Source organism: Pseudomonas sp. GW821-FHT09H03, from assembly GCF_059415945.1.
The window spans coordinates 41,355-67,242 of the sequence record NZ_JBWKOF010000012.1 but is presented as its reverse complement, the minus strand read 5'-3'; the positions used below and the strand labels follow the sequence as shown (position 1 = coordinate 67,242).

The following is a 25,888-nucleotide window of genomic DNA, read 5'->3' as shown; positions in this document are numbered from 1 at the left end:
TTGACGGGTATTGCCAGTTCTGAAGTTAAGCGACAGTCATCGTGTTTTTAGTTGTATGCCAAGGAGGGCGCGCGGACAAATTGTACCGAACCAAAAAATGTCTCCCCCGATAAAATCTGATGGGGATGACGGTACTTTCAATAATAAAAAGAGCAAAACACGATGTGTATGATGAAATGGAGCATTATTGCCCTGTCTGTTGCCGCCAGCATCTCGCCTATGGCAATGGCCTCATCCCAGGGCGATGCCAAGGGTTTCGTTGAAGACAGCACCCTCTCAATCCTGACTCGCCTCGAGTACATGAATCGCGACTTCAAGCATGGTTACAGCAACCCCACCAACGGTGGTAAAAGCGGTTATCGTCAGGATACCGGTGCAGCTGAGCGAATCAAATACACCTCAGGTTTTACGCAAGGGATCATCGGTGTGGGTATGGATGCGTATGCCATGGGGACCGTCAAGCTCGACGGTGGCAAGGGGCGCGCCGGCAATGGCCAGTTCAAGCTCGACAATGACGGCTCAGAAGCTAAAACCCAGTCGGCCGCTGGTGGCGCAGTCAAACTCCGCGTTTCTGACACCGTCGCAAAATATGGCAACCAAGTGGTTGTCAATCCGGTATTCAGCACCAGCGACAGCCGCCTGCTGCCAGAAGTCGCCACCGGCACCCTGGTGACCAGTAGCGAAATAAAGGGACTGGAATTTAACCTCGGCCACTTCACCGCACTTCGTACACAGACGGGCCAGTTTAATGATAGTGCGGGCCTGGACTCGGCCGATTTCGTCAGTGCGACCTATAAGTTCACCCCGGACCTTGTTGCGGGTGTCGCCGCTTCCGATGTTGAGGACCACTTCAAGAAGCAATACATCAACATCAACTACAACCTGCCTACCGTCGAAGGCCAGGCACTGAACTTTGACCTCAATGCCTACAACACCAAAAGCCAGGGGCAAGATCTCTCCGGCAATATCGACAATAACCTGTGGAGCCTTGCAACGGCCTACAGCTTCGGCGCACACAGAGTCACTGTTGCTTTTCAGCGCTCTACCGGTGACAGCCCCTACGCTTACGGCGTAGACGGCAGCGACACCGTATACGTCGCCAACTCCATCCAGATGTCCGACTTTGATGGCGAACAAGAACGTTCCTGGCAGGCTCGCTATGACCTGAACATGGCGGGCTACGGCGTACCAGGCCTGAGCTTCATGACTCGCTATGTGTACGGTGACAACATACGTACGACGGAAGGCCCCGAAGGTCGCGAGCGCGAGCTCAATGTTGAAGTCAAATATGTGATGCAGGACGGTCCCGCCAAAGATCTTTCCTTTCGCGTACGTGCCGCGTACTTGCGCGCTAACGATGCTTACATCAATGCCGCCAACAACAACGATATCGGCCCTGGCTGCGATGACATTCGCCTGATCGTCAATTACCCGCTGAACATTCTGTAACGCTTCTTTAAATCTCTTGTACGCAAGGGACTTGAGTCACCGTTACTCAACCGGGGCAACCTGGAGACTGCGTCCATCCCCGGATGGACGCCTTCTTGATATACGAAGGGCTGCATCATGTTAGAAAACCTATTGCAGATTCTGGGGCTGTCAGCTTTCAGCCTTAAGGGCTTTGGCCCGTTGTTGCTGCAAGGCTCCTGGATGACGATCAAATTATCCTTTCTGTGCTTGCTCGTGAGTGTTGTCCTGGGCCTGCTCGGCGCCAGTGCCAAGCTTTCGAAGCTGGCCCTGCTGCGGACTCTGGCGCAGGCCTACACCACGCTGATCCGTGGGGTACCAGACCTGGTGTTGATGCTGCTGATCTATTACAGCTTGCAAACCGGACTGACCAGCCTGACCGAAGCACTGGGTTGGGAATATATCGAGATCGACCCGTTCGGTGCCGGGGTAATCACCCTGGGTTTTATTTACGGGGCGTATTTCACTGAGACATTTCGTGGTGCCATCCTTGCCGTCCCACGCGGGCAGATGGAAGCCGGCACAGCATACGGCCTGACCCGTGCCCAGCGTTTTCGCTTCGTGGTGTTCCCGCAGATGATGCGCTTTGCCCTTCCGGGCATCGGCAATAACTGGATGGTGATCCTCAAGGCCACCGCGCTGGTTTCGATCATTGGCCTGGCCGATCTGGTCAAGGTGGCCCAGGACGCGGGCAAGAGTTCCTATCAGCTGTTCTTTTTCCTGGTGCTGGCCGCCTTTATCTACCTGATGATTACCACTGTTTCGAACTTCGTCTTGCGTCGTCTGCAAATCGTCTACGGTGCAGGCACCCGGGAGGCCGTGAGATGATCGAACTTCTACAGCAGTACTGGCAGCCTTTCCTGTTTCGCGACGGCCATCACGTCAGCGGGCTGGCCATGACGCTCTGGCTGCTCAGCGCCTCAATCTTTTTCGGCTTTCTGATGGCGATTCCGTTATCGATAGCCCGGGTTTCAACGAAGATTTGGGTACGTTGGCCGGTGCAGTTCTACACCTACCTGTTTCGCGGTACGCCGCTGTATATCCAGTTGCTGATTTGCTACACGGGTATCTACAGCATCGCCGCAGTCCGTACCCAACCTGTGCTCGATGCGTTCTTTCGTGATGCGTTGAACTGCACCATCCTGGCGTTCACCCTGAGCACCTGCGCCTACACCACGGAAATCTTCGCCGGGGCGATCCGCAGCATGAACCACGGTGAGGTCGAAGCGGCCAAGGCCTATGGCCTGCACGGCTGGAAACTGTATGCCTACATCATCATGCCGTCAGCCCTGCGCCGCTCGCTGCCGAACTACAGCAATGAAGTGATCCTGATGTTGCACGCGACCACCGTCGCCTTTACCGCCACCGTGCCGGACATTCTCAAGGTTGCCCGGGACGCCAATTCGGCGACCTTCATGACCTTCCAGTCCTTCGGTATTGCCGCTGTGATCTATCTGGTCGTCACGTTCTCTCTGGTCGGTTTGTTCCGCCTGGCCGAGCGCCGCTGGCTGTCGTTTCTCGGCCCGGCTCATTAATTCAGAAGGCTTGCACATGTACAAACTCACCGTTGAAAACCTGCACAAAAGCTACGGCAACCACGAAGTCCTCAAGGGTGTTTCGCTGAACGCCAAAACGGGTGATGTGATTAGCCTGATCGGCGCCAGTGGTTCGGGCAAAAGCACCTTTTTGCGTTGCATCAACTTCCTGGAAACGCCCAACGACGGTGCCATGAGCCTGGACAATCAGCTGATTCGCATGACCCATGACCGCCATGGTATGCGCGTGGCCGACGCCAATGAGCTGCAACGCTTGCGCACACGTCTGGCGATGGTGTTCCAGCATTTCAATCTCTGGAGCCACATGACCGTACTGGACAACATCACCATGGCGCCGCGCCGGGTGCTTGGCGTCAGCAAGAAGGACGCCGAAGAGCGCGCCCGGCGTTACCTGGACAAAGTAGGGCTGCCATTGCGGGTCGCCGATCAGTACCCGGCGTTTCTCTCGGGCGGTCAGCAGCAGCGCGTCGCCATTGCCCGGGCGCTGAGCATGGAGCCGGAGATCATGCTGTTCGACGAACCGACCTCGGCCCTGGACCCGGAGTTGGTCGGCGAGGTGCTCAAGGTCATCCAGGGGCTGGCCGAAGAAGGCCGGACCATGATCATGGTCACCCACGAAATGAGCTTTGCACGCAAAGTGTCGAACCAGGTGTTGTTCCTGCACCAGGGGCGGGTGGAAGAGCAGGGCGTGCCCGAAGACGTGCTGGGCAATCCCAGGAGCGAACGCCTGCAGCAATTTCTCAGTGGCAACTTGAAGTAGGTTTCAATTTTCAAGCGATCAGTCAGTCCCCTCGGTTAAAGGAACCTTAAGATGCACACACTCAAAATTATCCCTGGCCAACTGAGCCTCGCCCAGCTGCGAGATGTCTATCAGCAGCCGGTGAAACTGACCCTCGACAACAGCGCTTCGGCCCAGATCGAAGCCAGCGTTGCCTGCGTGGAGCAGATCCTCGCCGAGAACCGCACCGCCTATGGCATCAACACGGGTTTCGGCCTGCTGGCTTCGACCCGTATCGCCAGCGAAGACCTGGAAAACCTGCAGCGCTCGCTGGTGCTGTCCCACGCCGCCGGTGTCGGCCAGCCGATCAGCGATGACTTGGTGCGGCTGATCATGGTGCTCAAGGTCAACAGCCTCAGCCGTGGTTTCTCCGGTATCCGCCGGGTGGTGATCGACGCGCTGATCGCCCTGATCAACGCTGAGGTTTACCCGCACATTCCGCTCAAAGGCTCAGTCGGTGCATCCGGCGACCTGGCACCGTTGGCGCACATGTCGCTGGTGCTGCTGGGTGAAGGCAAGGCGCGTTACAAGGGTGAGTGGATGGAAGCGACCGAAGCGCTGAAAGTCGCCGGTCTGACCCCGCTGACCCTGGCCGCGAAAGAAGGCCTGGCGCTGCTTAACGGTACTCAGGTGTCCACCGCTTTCGCCCTGCGTGGCCTGTTCGAAGGCGAAGATCTGTTCGCCGGCGCCCTGGCCCTCGGTGGCCTGACCGTTGAAGCCGTGCTGGGCTCGCGCTCGCCGTTCGATGCGCGCATCCACGCCGCTCGTGGCCAGAAAGGCCAGATCGACGCCGCTGCCGCTTACCGCGATCTGCTGGGCGAGCGCAGTGAGGTTTCCGACTCCCACGAGAACTGCGAAAAGGTCCAGGACCCGTACTCCCTGCGCTGCCAGCCGCAAGTCATGGGCGCCTGCCTGACCCAGTTCCGTCAGGCGGCCGAAGTGCTGGCTGTCGAAGCCAACGCCGTATCGGACAATCCATTGGTATTCGCTGCTGAAGGCGACGTGATCTCCGGCGGTAACTTCCACGCGGAACCGGTGGCCATGGCCGCCGACAACATGGCCCTGGCCATCGCTGAAATCGGCTCCCTGAGCGAACGCCGCATCTCGCTGATGATGGACAAGCACATGTCGCAACTGCCGCCGTTTCTGGTGGCCAATGGCGGCGTGAACTCCGGCTTCATGATTGCCCAGGTGACCGCTGCGGCACTGGCCAGCGAAAACAAGGCACTGTCCCACCCGCATTCGGTGGACAGCCTGCCGACTTCCGCCAACCAGGAAGACCACGTGTCCATGGCCCCGGCTGCGGGCAAGCGCCTGTGGGAAATGGCCGAAAACACCCGCGGGATTCTCGCGGTGGAATGGCTGGCGGCGGTTCAGGGGCTGGATTTGCGCAATGGCCTGAAGACTTCGCCAGCGCTTGAGAAGGCTCGGGCGATTTTGCGTAAGGAAGTGCCGTTTTATGAGAAGGACCGGTTCTTTGCTCCGGACATTAATGCAGCCACTGAGTTGTTGGCTTCGCGCTGCCTGAACGAACTGGTGTCGGCGAAGTTGCTGCCGAGCCTGTAAGAACCAACCCCCTCACCCCAACCCTCCCGAAACGTCGGACCGCCCCCAAGGGGGAGAGGGGGAAAGGGAGCAGATCTTCAGGTTTTTCCAGGTTTGAGTTCGACCCGAAGTTTCAGGTCGATGCAGACCGGAAAAACACCACGGTCAGTTCGCTCTCCCACACTCGATCCTCATGTTTTTCCAGGCCTGAGTTCGGCTCGGAACTTTCAGGTCGCAGAATATCGAACATTCAACCGGGTCAGTCCCCTCTCCCTCCGGGAGAGGGTTAGGGTGAGGGGGCTCTTGAGGGTTCCCCGCCACCGTCGCCATCACTGATGAAACGTACGCCCCAGCGCATCCAGCCGCGTAGCAATCGGTGGCAAGCGCCGACTGCTCAACGCCAGGTACTCAACGTCGTCCGCGGTCTCCTGCGCAATGTCCTGCACTGACTGCAAGCGCCCGACAATCTCCAGGCTCACCGTGGATTACTCGCGGGTGGTGCTGACAATTCGCCCGTTAAGCTCATCGATCCGTGCGATATCACTGCCCACTGCCAGCAACATCTGCGCCGCCAACTGACTGTCTTCGACACAACGCTCCACACCTTTGTGACTGTCCTGCATGGCCTCGACGGCTTGGCGACTGCCTTGCTGCAAGGCCTCGATGATGCCCCTGATTTCCTTGGTGGAAACAGCCGTACGCTGCGCCATACGGGCTACTTGCGCATTTTCAGAATCTTCTTAGTGGCCTTTCTGCCTAGATTTGAGGTATCGGCGTGCACGTGATGCGTGTGGTTGTCAGCGCGCAACTGTTGAGCGGGCAGATCGGCAGGGCACAACCTATATAAGAAAAAAAGGGAATGACCATGAATCATGTATTTCGCGTTGTATGGAGTGCCAGTGCTGGTACTTTCGTAGCAGTCAGCGAGTATGCGAAATCCCATGGCAAAGGCCGCAACGGCGGGCGGCGGGGGGGCAAGCTACGCAAGGTAGGCCTGGTGCTGTCGGCGGGCATGGTGTTCAGCCCTATGCTGCAGGCAGTCGACCGGTATTGGGATACCAATGGCACGGCACTGGGCTCCGGTGGTAGCGGCGCCTGGAATCTCACCAGCGCTTTCTGGAGCCCCAACGGCGACGGCGCCAGCGGCCCCTACAGTTCCTGGAACAACGCCGCCCTGTACGACGCCATTTTCGCCGGCACCGCCGGTACCGTGACCCTGGGCACACCGATCACCGTTCACAACCTCACTTTCCAGACCACCGGTTACACCCTCACCGGCAGTACCCTGACCCTGGGGGGGATCACGCCCACCATCAACACCAGTGGCACCGTTACCATCAACTCGATCCTGGCGGGCAGCGCGGGTCTGACCAAGACGGGGGCCGGCCTCCTCAGCCTTAACGGCGTCAACACCTTCAGCGGAGACGTGCTGGTCAATGCCGGTGGCCTGGCCCTCAACGGCGATTCGGCGCTGGGTGTGGCGGGCAACGGCGTCACCATGGCCAGCGGCACAAACCTGAGCAGCACGGCTGCCCTCGCCGCGAGCCGCAACATCACCGTCACCGGCGGCACCCTCCTGCTGGCCGGTGCCGGCGTGGGCTCGGCCCGCTTCACCGGCGCTGGCGGGCTCAGGCTCAATAATGGTGTCAGCCTCACCAACGCCGCCAGCAACTATACCGGGGCGACCATTTTCGGTAACGGGAATGGCGGCAGCTTTTCGTTCAACTCCATCGCCGATCTGGGCGTGGCCAGTTCCCTGGGTGCGCCAACAACAGTGGCCAATGGCACCATCACGCTTGGGTCCGGCGGTGGTGTTGGTGCAACCCTGAGCTATTTCGGTGCCGGCAGCAGTTCCAACCGCAACTGGCAACTCAATGCCGCGGGTACTGTGGCGCCGCTCACCTTCCGCAACATAGGGACAGGCACATTGACACTGACCGGCAACATGGTCGTGTCCGGTGGCAGCACCTATGGCACCAGCTTCACTGCCAATAACGCCGACATGTCATTGCTGGGCATCATTTCAGGCAATGGGTTGGTTTCCTATACCGGTGGCGCCGGAAGAACCATCTCCCTTGGCAACGCCAATACGTATACGACCTCCACCAACATCAACGGCGTAACCGTGCGGGCCGGTTCTCTCAAGGACACTGGCACCGCCAGTTCCTTTGGCACCGGCACGGGTGGTGGCATCGGCATCACCAATGGCACCTTGTCTTACACTGGCGCTGGCGACAACAGCAATCGGACATGGGGGCTCAACGGCGGCGCGATCAACAACGACGGCACCGGCGCGCTTGCGCTCAGCGGCAACCTGGCACTCAGCAACACCGGCACGCTCGGCGGAAGCTATACGGGTGCCGACAACCTCCTCTCGGGCGTCATCTCGGGTACGGGCGGCGTGGCCAAGAGCGGCGCTTCCACCTGGGTGCTCAGCGGCGCCAATACCTACACCGGTAGCACCACGGTCAATAGCGGCACGCTCCGCGCCGGCAGCACCACGGCCTTTGGAGCAACCAGTGGGGTTGCCGTGAACAGTGGCGGTACGCTGGATCTCAACGATCTGGACATCACGGTGCGCTCGTTGACTGGTACGGGCGGCACCGTCGACCTGGGATCGGGGACGCTGAACCTGGACGCTGCTGCCGGTATCAGTACCGCCTATGCCGGCAACATCACCGGAAGCGGTGGCCTCACCAAGACGGGGGCCAGCACGCAGAGCCTCACCGGGACCAACACCTATACGGGCGCGACCACGGTCAACGGCGGCACGCTGCGGTTGGACTTCAGTGCAGCCACCGCGCCCACCAGCAACATCATTTCCAGCGCTTCGACCCTGAACATGGGTGGCGGCGTGCTCAATGCGGTCGGTGCCGCCAGCGAGGCCAATTCGCAGACGTTCAACGGTGTCCTCGTCACCGCAGGCAACAATACGATTGGCGCGACATCCGGCACCGGCGGCAGCATGGCGCTCAACCTGGGTGCGATCAACCACAGCGGTGGCCTGGTCAATTTCAACTTGCCGGGCAGTGGCAATATCACCACCACGAATTCCGCCCTGGGCGGTTGGGCCACGGTCAACGGCACCAATTACGCCAAGGTGGTCGGTGGCAACATCCTTGCCTTCACCACGACGGATTATGTCAACAAGGACATTGCTTCCACTTGGGTGAACAACGATATCCTCAGCGATGCCGGCGGCACTGCGAACTCGCCCTATTCCGGCACGGTGAGCGGCAGCAAGCAGATCGGCGGCTTGCAGTACACCGCGGCAGCCAACTCAACCGTGACCGTGGGCGCCGGTAATACCCTGGGCGTGGATGGCACCATCATCGTTGCGCCGTCGGTCGGGGCCAGCAGTCAGACGATCACAGGCGGTTCGCTCACCGGGATCTCCGGCGGTGGCGTGCTGGGCATCCAGCAGAACGGCACCGGCAACTTCACCATAGCGTCTCAGATCGTCAACAACGGCGGCGCAATCGGTTTCACCAAGGCCGGTACCGGGCTGGTCACGTTGACCAATACCAACAACACCTACTCCGGTGCCACCACCGTGTCGCAGGGGATCCTCTCGGTCGGCAACATCGGCAACGGCGGCACCGGGAGCGGCATCGGCGCCTCGTCCGCGGCGTCGTCCAACCTGTTCCTGGAAGGCAGCACACTGCGCTACACCGGTCTCAATACGACCAGCGACCGCGGTTTCACCATCGCCAAGTCCGGCGCGATCCTGGGCAGCCTCATCGATGTCACCGGTACCACCAGCAACCTGACGTTCAACGGCCAGGTCACCAGCACCGATGGCGCCACGTTCACCAAGACCGGCGCCGGCACGCTGACGTTGGGCAACGCGGGCAACGACTACACCGGCATCACCACCGTCACCGGCGGCACGCTGGCGGTCAACACCCTGGCCGATGGCGACCTGGTCAGCGGCATCGGTGCGTCCAGCAATGCCTCGGGCAATCTCGTCCTCAATGGCGGTACGCTCGGTTACCTCGGTGGTACGACCAGCACTGACCGTGGTTTCACCCTCGGCACGCCCGGTGCAGGCGGCAGCGTGGGTGCCATTGGCGTGAGCAATGCTGCCACTACCCTGACCATCAGTGGTACGGCAGTGGGTGATGACGGTTTTCGCAAGGACGGGCCGGGTACCCTGGTGCTCTCCGGCACCAATACCTACTCGGGCGGTACCACGGTCGCTGCCGGCACTCTGCGTGCTGGGTCCACCCAGGCTTTTGGCACTTCAAACAACGGCCTGAGCGTGGCGAGCGGAGCCACGGCGGATCTCAACGGTTTCAATATCTCGGTCGGGGCGCTACAGGGCCTCGGCAACGTGGCCCTGGGCTCCGGCACGCTAACGTCGGTTCTCGGCGGAACCTTCGGCGGGGTCATCAGCGGTAGCGGCGGCTACAGGCAGGGCGGTGGCACCCAAACAATGTCCGGTTGCAACAATACCTACACCGGCGTCACCGCCATGAACAACGGTGGGATTAGCGTTGATTGTCTGGCCAATGGCGGGCAGGCAAGCGGTATCGGCGCATCGACCAGCGCTGCTTCCAACGTTCTGTTCAATAGCGGTACGCTCAATTACACCGGTGGCAACGTCAACATCGATCGCGGGCTGACGATGCAGAGCGGGTTTGGCGTGCTAACCGTCACTGACGCGGCGACCACCCTGGGCATCAGCGGAGCGGTGGGCGGCGCCGGCACCCTGTACAAGAGAGGGCCCGGCACGCTGGTACTGTCTGGTAACAATACGTATACCGGCGGCACAGTGGTCGATCAGGCCGGCATCCTGCGCGCCGGCTCAGCCACGGCCTTTGGCAACGGCTCCCTGAACATGGGCAACGTGGCCGGCGCCACGCTGGATGCCAACGGTTTCAATCAGTCGTTCACGTGGTTGCAAGGGGGGGGCACCACGGGCGGCAACATCAACCTGGGCGGACAGACGCTGACAATCAGTCAGGGTAACAATACGGCTGGCGTTGCCTATGCAGGCAACATCATTGGCGCCGGTAACCTGGTCAAGAGTGGCGCGCAGGTCCAGCGAATGTCCGGATGCAACAACAGCTACACCGGCACCACCACCGTCAACGGCGGCACCCTGGCCGTCGACTGCCTGGCCGACGGCGGCAGCAACAGTGGCACCGGCGCCAGTAGCGCGGCGGCAAGCAACCTGATCATCAACGGCGCCACCCTGTCGTACACCGGCGCGGACCAAAGCAGCGATCGCCTGTTCACCCTCGGCACGGGCGGTGGCTCGCTGGACGCCTCGGGCACAGGCGCGTTGAACCTGACCAACGCCGGTGCCATTGCGTTGTCCGGCACCAACGCGGCGCGCACCTTGACGCTCAATGGCACCAACACCGGCAACAACACGCTGTCGGCGCAGCTCGACAACAACGGCACGGGTCTCAGCTCGCTGACCAAGACCGGCGCCGGCACCTGGATCCTGACCAACAACAACAGCAGTTACACCGGTGTCACCACCGTCACCGGCGGCGTGCTCGGGGTCAGCAAACTCAGCAATGGCGGCACGGCCAGCGGTATCGGCGCGGCGTCCAGTGCGGCCGCCAACCTGGTGATTGGCAACGGCTCGACCCTGCGCTACACCGGCGCGGGCGACAGCAGTGATCGACTGTTCACGCTGGCGGGTGGCGTTTCGTTCCTCGAATCGTCCGGTACGGGCGCGATCAACCTCACCAATCCCGGCACGATCGGGCTATCGAATCCGAACGTGGCGCGCACTGTCGCCCTGGGCGGCACCAACACCGGTAACAACACCGTGGCCGGCGTGATCGGCAACAGCGGCACCGGCATCACCACGCTGGCCAAAAACGGCGGCGGCACTTGGGTCCTGACTGGCAACAACACGTACACCGGCGACACCGTCATCAATGATGGCAACCTGATGATCGGCGATGGCAACACATCGGGCAATTTAGGCACCGGCAACGTGATCGTCGATGCGGCAACTTCGACCTTGTCGATGAACCGCAGTGACACGGTCATCTTCAATGCCATCATGAGCGGTCCGGGCACCTTTGCCCAGGTCGGCGGCGGCACCACCACGCTGACCGCGAACAACAGCATCGGCGCCACCACGGTGAGCGCGGGTACGCTGGACGTCAATGGTGTGCTGAACACCGGCACCATCGGCATGAGTGGCACCTCCATCCTTAACGTGGACGGCACCGTGCAGGCGGCGGGCGGCGCGACTGCCGCGATCACTGGCGACACAGGCGCCAGCACGATCAACGTCAGCAGCGGTGCGACCCTGCGCGCCAACGGCGACCTGGGCGATGGCAGCGATGCCCTTACCGTGACCGGCACGCTGGACACCGGTGCCGCGGTGTTGAACCTGGGCGCTGGCAACGACACCCTGACCATCAATGATGGCGTGATCAACGGCGTCGGCATCGACGCGGGGGCCGGCACCACCGATAGCCTGGTAATCAACAACGCCCTGGCGAAGACCTTCGGCGGTTTCAGTGGCTTCGAGCAACTGACCAAGAATAACGCGGGCATGCTGACCCTGACCGGCAACCAGAGCTACAGCGTCGGTACCGCGATCAACGGCGGCACGCTGGATGTGAACGGCACGCTCGAAACCCCGGCGCTATCGATGGCGGACGCCACCACCTTGAATGTGGACGGCACGGTGCAGGGCACAGGCGCGACGACAGCCACCCTTACCGGCAGCGCCGGCGCCAACACTCTCAACATCAGCAGCGGCGCGACGCTGCAGGCGAACGGCAGTTTGGGCGACGGCATCGACAACGTCACCCTCGCAGGTACGCTCAACACCGGCAGTGCCGCCCTCGACCTGGGCGCGGGGGACGAAACCTTGATCCTGCGTGACGGCACCGTGATCAGCGGCGTGGGCATCAACGCCGGGACCGGCAACGACCAGTTGGTGCTCGACAATGCCCTGGCGCTGACCTTCAGTGGCGGCGCGACCGCGGGCTTCGAAAGCCTGCTCAAGCAGAACAGCGGCGTCACCACCATGACCGGCAGTCAGAGCTTCAGTGCCGGCACCACCCTCAACGGCGGCGTGCTGAATGTGGTGGGTGCGATGGAAACGCCCACCGTGGCACTGGCCGACGGCACGACGTTAAATGTCAACGGCTCACTGCAAGGTGCTGGCGCAACAGCAGCCACGATAACCGGCAGTGCCGGCGTGAATACCTTGACGGTGGGAGCGGGCGGCAACCTGATCGCCAGTGGCGATCTGGGTGACGGCAACGATGTCCTGGACGTAGCCGGCACGCTCGACACCGGCGGCGGTACTTTCGCACTCGGCAACGGCGATGACACCCTGAGCATCCACGGCGGCACCAGCCTCATCGGGACCGTGACGGCGGGCGCGGGCACCGATACGTTCGCCACTGATATCGCTACCAGCGCAGACGTGGGCGCCGTGCAGGGGTTTGAAACCCTGACCAAGACCGGCGTCGGCGCACTCAGCTTCACAGGTCCTGCGGCTTCGGACTTCACGACCGTCAACGTTCTGGCCGGCAATTTGAATATCAATGCCGCTGCCGGCTTTACCGGTGTAACCAGCGCGACGGTCGCCAGCAACACGACGCTGAACGTCGACGGTAGCCTGGGTTTCACCACAGGCGCTGACAGCTTCACTGTTGGCGGCAATGTTACGGGGGCAGGCACCATCGCCATGCTCGATGGCGACGATCAATTGCTGTTGCAGGAGGGTGCGGATCTAAGTGGTCTGACGACCGCGATCGACGGCGGCCTGGGCAACGATACGTTGACGGCCAACATCGCCACCACCGCGGCACTGGGCGGCGCGATCAATTTTGAAACCCTGATCAAGTCCAATGTCGGCACGCTCAACATCAACGGCCCGGTGACTTCGCAGTTCGGTACGGTATTGGTGCAGGGCGGGACGCTACACATCGCTGCAGGCACCATCGTCGATCCGCAGACCACTGTGGTGTCCTCGGGCGCGACCATGACCGTGGACGGCACGTACCAGGGCACCACGGGCGACGACACGTTCACGGTGTCGGGCACGGTCGATGGCGCGGGCACGATCAACCTGCTCGGAGGTGACGACGTACTGACCTTGAACGACGGTGCCGACCTGAACGGGCTGGCCAACCCACTCGACGGTGGCGCGCATGGCACGGGCGACACGGTCGTGTTGAACAACGCCGGCGCATTTGCCCTCGACGGCAGCGACATCGTCAACTTCGAACGCCTGCAGAAGAACAACATCGGCACGCTTGCGCTGAACGGTACACACAGCTTCAGCGGCGGTACCGCGATCAATGGCGGCACGCTGGATGTGAACGGAGCGCTGACTACGGCGAGCGTGACGCTTGCCGACAACACCACGCTCAATGTTGATGGTTCGCTGCAGGGTACCGGCGGCACGGCTGCGACGATCACCGGCAGTGTGGGCATCAACACCGTCACTGTGGGATCGGGCGCGACCTTGCTGGCCAGCGGCGACCTGGGCGCCGGCAACGATGTCCTCGACGTGACTGGCACGCTCGACACCGACGGCGGTACTTTCGCACTCGGCGACGGCAATGACACCCTGCGCATCCACGGCGGCACCAGCCTCATCGGCACCGTGACGGCGGGCGCGGGCACCGATACGTTCGCCACTGATATCGCTACCAGCGCAAACGTGGGCGCGGTGCAGGGCTTTGAAACCCTGACCAAGACCGGCGTCGGTGCACTCAACTTCACAGGTCCTGCTGCTTCGGACTTCACGACCGTCAATGTGCAGGCCGGCAATCTGAACATCAATGCCGCTGCCGGCTTTACCGGTGTAACCAACGCCACGGTGGCCAGCGCCGCGACGCTGAACGTCGACGGTAGCCTGGGTTTCACCACCGGCGCTGACAGCTTCACCGTTGCCGGCACTGTTGCGGGGGCAGGCACCATCGCCATGCTCGATGGCGACGATCAATTGCTGTTGCAGGAGGGTGCGGATCTAAGCGGTCTGACGACCGCTATCGACGGCGGCCTGGGCAACGATACGTTGACGGCCAACATTGCCACCGCCGCGGCCCTGGGTGGCGCGATCAATTTCGAAACCCTGATCAAGTCCAATATCGGCACGCTCAATGTCGACGGCCCGGCGTCATCGTTCACCACGGTCAACGTCAGCGGTGGCCTGCTGGATATCGGTGCCGCCGGCGCGATCAACGGCGCGGTCACCACGACGGTGGCGAGCGGCGCGACCTTGAATGTCGATGGCGGCTACACAGGCAGCGCGGGCAACGACACGTTCACGGTGTCGGGCACGGTCGATGGTGCGGGCACGATCAACCTGCTCGGTGGCGACGACGTACTGACCTTGAACGACGGCGCTGACCTGAGCGGGCTGGGTAATCCACTCGACGGTGGCGCGCACGGCGCAGGCGACACGGTCGTGTTGAACAACACCGGCGCATTTGCCCTCAACGGCAGCGACATTGTCAACTTCGAACTCCTGCAGAAGAACAACACCGGCACGGCTGCGCTGAACGGTACCCAAAGCTTCAGCGGCGGCACCGCGATCAATGGCGGCACGCTGGATGTGAACGGTGCGCTGACGACGCCGACCGTGACGCTTGCCGACAACACGACGCTCCTTGTCGATGGTTCGCTGCAGGGCACGGGCGGCACGGCCGCGACGATCACTGGCAGCACCGGCATCAATACGGTGACGATCAATGGCACCGTGGCCGCGACCGGCGATCTGGGCGCCGGCAACGATGTGCTCGAGATGTTCGGTACGCTCGATACGCAGGCCGGAACCTTCGCACTGGGCGACGGCGACGATAGCTTCATCGTGCACGATGGCACTGTCACCGGTACTGTCGATGGCGGACTCGGCCTGGATACCCGCGTTTACGACATTGACCTGACGGCGGACCTGGGCGCGCTGGTGAGCTTTGAAGGCGTGACCAAGACCGGTGCCGGTACCCTCAACATCAACGGCCCCGTCGCGACCGACCTGCAACAAGTCAGTGTGCTTGACGGCACGTTGAACATCGGCGCCCTTGGCAGCGTGGTGGGGACCCCCGGCAGCACGCTCACCACCCTGGTTGGCAGTGGCGGTACCTTGAACGTGGATGGCAGCTACGGCTGCAGTGACGGCGACGACAGCATGGCTGTGTCCGGCACGGTGTCGGGCAGCGGCACCGTCGATCTGTGTGGCGGCGATGACACGCTGACCCTCAACGATGGCGCTGTGCTGAACACTAATGTCGTCAGTGGTGGCAACGATGGCGCAAGCGGCGATACCGTGGTGCTGAACAACGCGCTGGCAGCGACGTTCGACCTGAGCAACACAACCGAATTCGAAACCTTGCGCAAGGACAACACGGGCACGGCGACCCTGATCGGACTGCAGGAATTCGCCAACGTCAATGTGATGGCTGGCACGCTGGATGTGGACGGCACGCTGGAAGCGTCGAATATAACTCTGGCTGGCGGCACGACGTTCAACGTCGACGGCGTGGTACAAGGTTCAAGTGGCACCGAAGTGTTTGTCGGCGGCGACGATGACGTCAACACGGTAACGATCGGGGCCGGCGGCTTGCTGTTCGCGACAGGCGACTTGGCGGGCGGCAACGACGTGCTGGACGTGTTCGGTGAACTCAATACGAATGGCAGCAGTTTCAGCGGCGTGCTTTCGCTGGGCGGGGGCAACAATCTGTTGACCTTGCACGACGGGGCGGTGGTGGATGGCGTCGTCTACGGCGCTGATGGCACCGACACCGCTATCGCCGATATCAACCTGACTGCCGATCTCGGCGCACTGGTTCAGTTTGAGGTCCTGACCAAGACCGGAGTCGGCACCCTCAACATCAACGGCGATACCGACGACGTTATATTCCCGTCCAGCATCCAGAATGTCGACGTGCAGGAGGGCACGCTGAACATCGGGCCGGATGGCACCGTGGAGGGGCCCGCTGACGGTAGCCCGCTCAGTACGCTCGTCGCCAGTGGCGCCACCCTCAATGTGGATGGCAGCTACGGCTGCGGCACTGGCAACGACACGATGACCGTCGGCGGCACGGTGACGGGCAGCGGCACCATCGACCTGTGCGCAGGCGACGACACCTTGACCCTCAACGACGGCGCCGACCTGTCGGGCCTGGTCAACTCGCTGGATGGCGGAGACGGGACGGCGGACACGGTGTTGGCCGACATCACCGGCACCGCGGTCCTGGGTGGCGTGGTCAATTTCGAGACCCTGATCAAGTCCAATATCGGCACGCTCAATGTCGACGGCCCGGCGTCTTCGTCGTTCACCACGGTCAACGTCAACGGCGGCACGCTGGACATCGGTGCCAGCGGCGCGATCAACGGCGTGGTCACCACCACGGTGGCGAGCGGCGCGACCTTGAATGTGGATGGCGGTTACACTGGCAGCGCGGGCGACGACACGTTCACGGTGTCGGGCACGGTCAATGGCGCGGGCACTATCGACCTGCTCGATGGCGACGACGTACTGACCTTGAATGACGGCGCTGACCTGAGCGGGCTGGCCAATCCACTCGACGGTGGCGCGCATGGCGCAGGCGACACGGTCGTGTTGAACAACGCCAGCGCATTTGTCCTCGACGGCAGCGACATCGTCAACTTCGAACTCCTGCAGAAGAACAACACCGGCACAGCTGCGCTCAACGGTATACAAACCTTCAGCGGCGGCACCGCGATCAATGGCGGCACGCTGGATGTGAACGGTACGCTGACTACGCCGACCGTGACGCTTGCCGACAACACGACGCTCACTGTGGATGGTTCGCTGCAGGGCACGGGCGGCACGGCCGCGACGATCACTGGCAGCACCGGCATCAACACCGTCACTGTGGGGACGGGCGCTACCTTGCTGGCCAGTGGCGACCTGGGCGCTGGCAACGATGTACTCGACGTGGTCGGCACGCTCGATACACAGGGCGCAACCTTCGCCTTGGGCGATGGCGACGATACCTTCACCGTGCACGATGGCACCAACGTCATCGGCACCGTCGACGGTGGCGCCGGCCTGGACAGTCGCGTCTATGACATCAACCTGACCGCTGACCTCGGCGCGCTGGTCAACTTCGAAGGTTTGACCAAGACGGGCACGGGCAGGCTCAATATCAATGGTCCGGGTGCGACCGGCCTGCAGGAAGTCGAGGTGCTCGGCGGCACGCTGAACATCGGGCCAGTCGCCACGGTATCGGCGCAGGACACTACGGTGGGCTCCGGCGCGACGTTGAACCTGGGCGGCAGCTACACCGGCACGAACGGTAACGACACAATGACCGTAGCCGGTACGGTGACCGGCGCGGGCACCGTCGACCTGCTCGACGGCGATGACACCTTCACTATCCAGGACGGCGCCAATCTGTCGGGCCTGGCGAATGCCGTGGACGGTGGGGCGGGCATCGATAGCTTCCTGGCGGATATCGCAGGCAACGCCACGCTGGGCGGCGCGGTCAATTTCGAAACCCTGACCAAGACCAACACCGGTACGCTCAACATCAATGGGCCGGCGAGCTCGAGCTTTACCGCCATCAATGTCGATGGCGGCACGCTGAGCGTCGGTGCCAGCGCCGCGATCAACGGCGTGGTCACCACGACGGTCGCCGCCGGTACCACCTTGAACGTGGATGGCAGCTACACAGGCAGCGCGGGCAACGACAGCTTCGACCTGTCCGGCACGGTCGGCGGCAGTGGCAGTATCGGCCTGGCCGCCGGCGACGACACGCTGACCCTCAACGATGGCGCGGTGATGAACAACGTCATCGACGGTGGCGCGAACGGCACGGGCGATACCGTGGTGTTGAACAACGCAGCGGCGATGGCGTTCGATAGCAGCAATACAACCAACTTCGAGTTCCTTACCAAGAACAACGTCGGCGTCGCGACCCTGGTCGGCACCAGTACCTTCCTGGGTGGTACCGCGATCAATGCCGGCACCCTGGACGTGGACGGCACGGTAAATACACCGACCGTCACGCTGGGCGACGACTCCACCCTGAATGTCGATGGCAGGTTGCAGGCCGTCGGTGGCACTGCGGCTGCGATTACCGGCAGCGCCGGCACCAATACGGTGTCGATCGGTGCGGGCGGCACGCTGCTGGCCAGTGGCGTCCTGGGCGCGGGCAACGACGTGCTGGATGTCGCCGGAACACTCGACACCTTGGGTGGGGCCTTTGAACTGGGCGACGGCGACGACAGCTTCGTGGTGCAGGATGGCACCGTCGCGCTGGGCACGATCGATGGCGGTGCAGGGCTGGATACCCGCGTCTACGACATCAACCTGACCGCCGACCTTGGCGAGTTGCTGAACTTCGAGGGTGTGACCAAGACCGGGACGGGCGTACTCAATATCGTCGGGCCGGGCGCGACCGATCTCCAGGAGGTCAGCGTGCTGGGCGGTACCCTGAATATCGGCGCCACCGCCAGTGTTGTGGCGACCGCTGGCAACACGCTTGCCACCGTGGTGGGCAGCGGTGGGACCTTGAATGTGGACGGCAGCTTCGGCTGCGGCGCCGGCAACGACACGATGAACGTGTCGGGTACCGTCAGTGGCAGCGGCAGCGTCGACCTGTGTGGCGGTGACGACACCTTGACCCTCAACGACGGCGCGGTGTTGAACAACGCCATCGACGGTGGCGCGAACGGCGCAGGCGACACGGTGGTGTTGAACAACGCAGCGGCGATGACACTCGACGGCGCCAACACGACCAACTTCGAATTCCTCACCAAGAACAACGTTGGTGTCGCGACTCTGATCGGCACCAGTGCCTTCCTGGGCGGGACATCGCTCAATGCCGGCACCCTGGACGTGGACGGCACGTTGAATACACCGACTTTTGCGCTGGGCGACGACACCGTGCTGAACGTCGACGGCAGCTTGCAGGCGGTCGGTGGCACTGCGGCGACACTCACCGGCAGCGCCGGTATCAATACGGTGTCGATCGGTGCGGGCGGCACGCTGCTCGCCAGCGGCGACCTGGGTGCAGGCAACGACGTGCTGGATATCACCGGCACACTCGACACCGCGGGCGGGGTCTTCGGGCTAGGTGATGGCGACGACACCCTGACCATCCACGACGGTACCAGCATCCTCGGCACCGTGGCGGCAGGAGCAGGCAACGACACCTTCAATGCCGACATCGCGGCGAGCGCCAACCTGGGCGCCGTGCAGGACTTCGAGACCCTGAGCAAGACCAACGTCGGCGTGCTCAACATCAACGGCCCGGCGAGTTCGGCCTTCACCACGGTCAATGTGCTTGGCGGCATCTTGAACGTGGGCGCAGGCGGCAGCGTCTCGGCGCAGACTACAACGGTTGCCGCAGGCGCCACCCTGGACGTGCAGGGCAGTTACACCGGCACCGCAGGCGATGACGTGCTGGACGTGGCCGGCACGCTGGACACCGGAGCAGGCAGCTTGCTGCTGGGCGATGGCAACGACACCTTCACCCTCCACGACGGTACCGTTGTGCAAGGTACGGTGGACGGCGGTGCCGGCACAGATACCTTCAACACCAATATCGCCACCGTCGCCGACCTGGGCGCCGTGAGCGGGTTCGAGGCGCTGGACAAGACCGGCGTGGGCACATTGAACCTCCATGGTCCGGCGGTTTCGGACTTCAGCCTGGTCACCGTCAGCGATGGCATGCTCAACGTGGCTGCCGGCGGCAGCATCGTTGCCGCAAGCGGCGGCGTGCTGGGCACGGTCATCGCCAGCGGAGCGACGTTGAATGTGGAGGGTAGTTATGGCTGCGGCGCCGGCAACGACACGATGAACGTGTCGGGCACCGTCAGTGGCAGCGGCAGCATCGATCTGTGTGGCGGCGACGATACGCTGACCCTCAACGACGGCGCGGTGCTGGCCAACGTGATCGATGGTGGCGCGAACGGCGCAGGCGACACCGTGGTGTTGAACAATGCAGCGGCGATGACGTTCGACGGTGGCAACACGACCAACTTCGAATTCCTCACCAAGGACAACCTCGGCGTCGCGACTCTGGTCGGTACCAGTACCTTCCTGGGCGGGACTGCGCTCAATGCCGGTACCCTGGATGTGGACGGCACGTTGAATACACCGACCGTCACACTGGGCGACGACTCCACCCTGAATGTCGACGGCAGTTTGCAGGCGGCCGGCGGCACTGCGGCGACACTCACCGGCAGCGCCGGTATCAATACGGTGTCGGTCGGTGCAGGCGGCACGCTGCTCGCCAGCGGCGACCTGGGCGCGGGCAATGACGTGCTGGATGTGGTCGGCACACTGAACACCGGAGCAGGCAACTTACTGCTGGGCGACGGCGACGACAGCTTCGTGGTGCACGACGGCACCGTGGTTCTGGGCGTGATCGACGGCGGCGCCGGGCTGGATACCCGCGTCTACGACATCGCCCTGACCGCTGACCTGGGCGAATTGCTGAACTTCGAGGGTGTGACCAAGACAGGGACCGGCGTGCTCAACATCGTCGGGCCAGGCGCGACAGACCTCCAGGAAGTCAGCGTGCTGGGCGGCACCCTGAATGTCGGCGCCAACGCCGGTGTGGTGGCGAGCGCTGGCAACACGCTCGCCACCGTGGTGGGCAGCGGTGGGACCTTGAATGTGGAGGGCAGCTACGGTTGCGGCGCTGGCAACGACACGATGAGCGTGGCAGGCACCGTCAGTGGTAGTGGCACCGTCGATCTGTGTGGCGGCGACGACACCTTGACCCTTATCGACGGCGCGGTGTTGAACAACGTCATCGACGGTGGCGCAAACGGTGCCGGCGACACAGTGGTGTTGAACAATGCAGCGGCGATGACACTCAACGGCGCCAACACGATCAACTTCGAATTCCTCACCAAAGACAACGTCGGCGTCGCGACCCTTGCCGGCACCAGTACCTTCCTGGGCGGGACAGCGCTCAATGCCGGCACCCTGGACGTGGACGGCACGTTGAATACACCGAACGTCACGCTGGGCGACAACACCGTGCTGAACGTCGACGGCAGGTTGCAGGCGGTCGGTGGCACTGCGGCGACACTCATCGGCAGCGCCGGGATCAATACGGTGTCGATCGGTGCGGGCGGCACGCTTCTGGCCAGTGGCGACCTGGGTGCGGGCAACGATGTGCTGGATGTCGCCGGCACACTCGACACTGCAGGCGGCATCTTTGCCCTGGGCGATGGCGACGACACCCTGACCATCCACGACGGCACCAGCATCCTCGGCACCGTGGCGGCAGGCGCAGGCAACGACACCTTCAATGCCGACATCGCGGCAAGCGCCAACCTTGGTGCCGTGCAGGACTTCGAAACCCTGAGCAAGACCAACGTCGGCGTGCTCAACATCAACGGCCCTGCGAGTTCGGACTTCACCACGGTCAATGTCCTCGGCGGCACCTTGAACATCAATGCCGCTGCCAGTGTTACCGGTGTATCCAGCGCGACGGTCGCCAGCAACTCGGCGCTGAACGTCAACGGCAGCCTGGGTTTCACCACAGGCGCTGACAGCTTTACTGTTGGCGGCAATGTTGCGGGAGCGGGCACCATCGACATGCTCGATGGCGACGATCAGTTAACGCTACAGGATGGCGCGGATCTAAGCGGATTGACGACCGCGATCGACGGTGGTCTCGGCACCGATACGCTGACGGCCGACTTCACCGGTTCTGCGATCCTGGGCGGCGCGGTCAATTTCGAGACCCTGATCAAATCCAATGTCGGCACGCTCAACATCAACAGCCCGGTGACTTCGCAGTTCGATACGGTGCTGGTGCAGGGCGGGACGCTGCACATCGCCGCGGGCACCGTCGTCGATCCGCAGTCCACCGTGGTGTCCTCGGGCGCGACCATGACCGTGGACGGCACGTACCAAGGCACCACGGGCGACGACACGTTCACGGTGTCGGGCACGGTCAATGGCACAGGCACGATCAACCTGCTCGGAGGCGACGACGTACTGACCTTGAACGACGGCGCTAACCTGAGCGGGCTGGCCAATCCACTCGACGGTGGCGCGCATGGCACAGGCGACACGGTGGTGTTGAACAACGCCGGCGCATTTGCCCTTAACGGCGGCAACATCGTCAACTTCGAATTCCTGCGCAAGGACAACACCGGCACGGCGACGCTGACTGGGACACAGAGCTTCATCGGCGGCACCACGATCAATGGCGGCACACTGGATGTGGACGGTGCGATGACGACCCCGACCGTCACACTGGGCGACAACTCCACGCTGAATGTCGACGGCAGGTTGCAGGCGCTCGGTGGCACTGCGGCGACACTGACCGGCAGCGCCGGCACCAATACGGTGTCGGTCGGTGCGGGCGGCACGCTGCTGGCCAGCGGCGACCTGGGCGCGGGCAATGACGTGCTGGATGTAGCCGGCACGCTGAACACCGGAGCAGGCAGCTTGCTGCTGGGCGATGGCAACGACACGTTCACTATCCACGATGCCACTGTTGTGCTGGGTACGGTAGGCGGCGGTGCCGGCACGGACACCTTCAACACCAACATCGCCACCGTCGCCGATCTGGGCGCCGTGAGCGGGTTCGAGGTGCTGGACAAGACCGGCGTGGGCACATTGAACGTCAATGGTCCGGCGGCTTCCGATTTCAGCCAGGTCACCGTCAACGCTGGCACGCTCAACGTGGGCACCAACGGCAGCGTCATGGCGCAGACCACCACGGTCGCCGCCGGTGCCACGCTCAACGTGCAGGGCCGTTACACTGGTACCGGCGGTGATGACAGCTTCACCTCCAGAGGCATCGTGCGCGGCATGCTGGACTTCGGTGCCGGCAACGACTCGGTCAGCCTGATCGGTGGCGATGTCAGCGGTCTGAGCCGACTGGATGGCGGTGATGGCAATGACCACCTCAGCTTCAGCGGTCTGGACCTCACTACCGGTGCGCCGGGGCTGGACAATTGGGAGCAGCTCGATCTACTCGATGGCAGCGCTCTGGCGCTGGCCAGTCCACTCAACCTGAACGGTGGTCAACTGTCCATCGACAGCACTTCGCGCCTGCTCGCCAGCTCCGGTTCAAGCGTTGGCGGGAGCGTCCATAACGACGGCCTGATCAATGTCGGATCGCACCGCCTGGCGATCGGCGGCGACTACAGCGGTAACGGCAGCTTGGACGTGCAGGTGGCTGCCTCCGCCGGCGTATCTGGTGGCTTGGACATCAGCGGCGATGTGCAAGGCATGACTCGTGTCAATTTCGTCAACGATGGTACAGAGGCCACGCCGGGCACAACGATCCGGGTCATCAGCAGCCCTAATGACAATCCGTCTACCGCCGGAGGCTTCGTGCCGGACAATACCGTGCGTTTGAACGGTAGTGTCCTGGCCTGGAATTTCGCCAAGGGCGAGAGTGACCCGAACTGGTATTTGAGTTCGGCCGACAATCTGCTGTTGCCGGAGATTCCCGGCTATACGGCGGTGCCGGATATCGGCTATGCCATGACTCTGGATAACAACCGACTACTGTTTGACCGCATGTCCGGAGTCCGTGGCGACAACCCTTACTGCAACCGCAGCGAGGAGGAGCGCACGCGCATGGGTATGGAGTGGTTCGGCAAATGCGAAGGGCTGTGGCTGGCCGCCACCGGTAGTCACTTGGAGATGGATTCGAACCCCGGGGTCGAGTTCGATGGCAACAGCACGGGTCTCTATGGCGGCTATGACCACCTGTTCGTGGACGAATATGCTTATCGCCTGCGTGGCGGTGTGTTCATCGGCCAACAGCGGGGCAATTACTCGACCACAGGCCAGGGTTCGCCCGGTCTGATGAGCGTGGGCAGATCCAGCGTGGACATGGACGCAGTGGCGTTTGGCGCCTATGGAAGCATGGATTGGCAGGGCGGCAGCTATGCCGACGTGAGTCTGTCGGCTCTGCTGCCCGATGCTCAGGTCAGAGCGTCCGATGGCTTCAAAGAACAGTTGCATGGCGACATCTTGAGTCTGAGTGGCCAAGTGGGGCACAGGTATCCCCTGAGTGCCGGATGGATGCTGGAGCCGCAGCTGCAGGCGAGTGCCATCCACATGCGCTGGGACGACAAGACCGACTCGAGCGGCAAGCAATTGAATATTAAGGACGATGTACTGGGATCAGTCAGGGCTGCGGTGCGCGTCGAGAAGACCATCAAGACCGATGGCGGCGCGACCCTGAGGCCTTGGCTGGCCGTAGGCTTGCAGGACACCCTGGGGGAAAACTCGACAAACCTGGTAGTCACCCTGCCGGGCGCGGACGGGGCACAGCAGAGCTTCTCCGGACATGACCTGGGATTGAACGCAACGCTGGATGTGGGGCTGGAGGCCCAGGTAGCCAAGGATCTGAGGGTGTTTGGCACGGCGTCAGTAATAGGCGCGAACCTGGGCGGCAGCGATGTGAGTCAGCAGCAGGTCAGCATCGGAGTGCGCTGGACTTGGTAGGGGGGGCCGGCGTTTGCCTTCCAACAGGATCGCAGCGCCAGGTCTGGTAATCGAGGGTGCGATCGCCCGGTGCTCCGGGGCGATCGCGCTTGACACCCAACGCAGAAAAGCAGCCGCGGCGCGACTGCTCCTGTGGCGGTTGCAGTTACCTGCGGCTGGCCGCAGAAGCCTGTAACGGCCGTTTGTAGCGGTTTGGTACTGTGTCGGCCGTCAACTCGTCGAGTAGATAACCCAATCCCTGGGAAGCGAGATAGTTCGCCAGCTCCACGCCGGTACTCAGTCCGAGTTTATTCAGTGCATTGTATTTGTGAGCGGCGATGGTCTTGTAGTCGCGGCTCTGGCGTTCGGCTACCTTGTGCAAGCATTCACCACGGGCCAGCGACAGCAGCACATACCACTCCAGATCGCTGAGTGAATACCAGGGATGCTTGTGGGCGCTGGCAAGGTCGATCGCCGGATCGCAAAAAACCTTCCCGGCTTTGAGCGCCTCGATGGCCTCGACAATCAGATGAGGTCCGCTGGATTTGCAGACATAGGCACGAGCGCCCTGTTCCAGTGCGGCGAGCGCCAGGCAGGGTGACTTATAGCCCGAGAAGATCACCACCCCCAGATGCGGCGATTCGCTCAGTGCTGCCCGTAGCATGGCGATACTTTGTCCGGCGCCAGGCGTAAACAGATCCAGAATGAGAAAGTCGTAATGCTTGCTCGTCAGGCATTTGAGCATTGTCAAACTATCGGCAGCCACGTCGATGCGGGCTGCATCGGGGAATGCGCCCTTGAGCAGTTCACTCAAGGCATAAGTGATGATGGGCTGATCGTCTACCAACAAAAAGGCCATTATTTTGCTACCCCTGCCATCGTGCTGTTACACATCAAATTTCCCCCGATAGAGCATAGTCAAGTAGGAGTGGGCTGCAATCCATTCACTCTACGGCTTGTGGAGAAGGGGGTTGAATAACCCATTCAACGCATGGCGATCGGGTCCGATTGTAGAAGAGTCCGCTTTTGGCCCTAAGTGTGTCAGTACACTTTGGGGGCACAGATTTGGGTTATTGGCAGTTTTTCGCGGGCACTGGGGGTCTCCAGAAGCCTCGACCAGGCCAAATCAGTGTGGCGAGTATCGATCCGGACTTGATCATT

7 protein-coding genes and 1 pseudogene are annotated in these 25,888 nt (G+C 62.3%); 6 read left to right on the top strand and 2 right to left on the bottom strand.

The window, feature by feature from the left end:
* The first annotated feature begins 162 nt into the window (after window positions 1-162).
* The 5 genes from AC07OG_RS18015 to hutH all read left to right on the top strand — a co-directional run bounded on the left by AC07OG_RS18015 (window position 163) and on the right by hutH (window position 5,367).
* Window positions 163-1,449, top strand: coding sequence for an OprD family porin (locus AC07OG_RS18015; RefSeq protein WP_495067661.1), 1,287 nt, complete (start codon window positions 163-165; stop codon window positions 1,447-1,449).
* A 117-nt stretch (window positions 1,450-1,566) separates the two neighbouring features.
* Window positions 1,567-2,295, top strand: coding sequence for an ABC transporter permease (locus AC07OG_RS18010; protein WP_495067660.1), 729 nt, complete (start codon window positions 1,567-1,569; stop codon window positions 2,293-2,295).
* Window positions 2,292-3,002 (top strand): ABC transporter permease, encoded by a 711-nt coding sequence (locus tag AC07OG_RS18005; protein WP_495067659.1) that lies wholly within the window; start codon window positions 2,292-2,294, stop codon window positions 3,000-3,002. The genes AC07OG_RS18010 and AC07OG_RS18005 overlap by 4 nt, the downstream gene beginning before the upstream one ends.
* A 16-nt stretch (window positions 3,003-3,018) precedes the next feature.
* Window positions 3,019-3,783 (top strand): ABC transporter ATP-binding protein, encoded by a 765-nt coding sequence (locus tag AC07OG_RS18000; RefSeq protein WP_495067658.1) that lies wholly within the window; start codon window positions 3,019-3,021, stop codon window positions 3,781-3,783.
* Window positions 3,784-3,834: 51 nt separating this feature from the next.
* Window positions 3,835-5,367 (top strand): histidine ammonia-lyase, encoded by a 1,533-nt coding sequence (hutH, locus tag AC07OG_RS17995; RefSeq protein WP_495067657.1) that lies wholly within the window; start codon window positions 3,835-3,837, stop codon window positions 5,365-5,367.
* A 308-nt stretch (window positions 5,368-5,675) separates the two neighbouring features.
* Here the strand turns inward: hutH and AC07OG_RS17990 are convergent.
* Window positions 5,676-6,068 (bottom strand): annotated as a pseudogene (locus AC07OG_RS17990) (methyl-accepting chemotaxis protein); the annotation flags it as partial.
* Window positions 6,069-6,211: 143 nt separating this feature from the next.
* On the opposite strand from AC07OG_RS17990, the gene AC07OG_RS17985 reads away from it, so the two are divergent.
* Window positions 6,212-24,748: an autotransporter-associated beta strand repeat-containing protein gene (locus AC07OG_RS17985; RefSeq protein ID WP_495067656.1), complete on the top strand. Its 18,537-nt coding sequence runs from the start codon at window positions 6,212-6,214 to the stop codon at window positions 24,746-24,748.
* A 145-nt stretch (window positions 24,749-24,893) separates the two neighbouring features.
* On the opposite strand, the gene AC07OG_RS17980 is transcribed toward AC07OG_RS17985, so the two are convergent.
* Window positions 24,894-25,586, bottom strand: a complete 693-nt coding sequence (locus AC07OG_RS17980; protein ID WP_495067655.1) for a response regulator — start codon at window positions 25,584-25,586, stop codon at window positions 24,894-24,896.
* Window positions 25,587-25,888 lie beyond the last annotated feature (302 nt).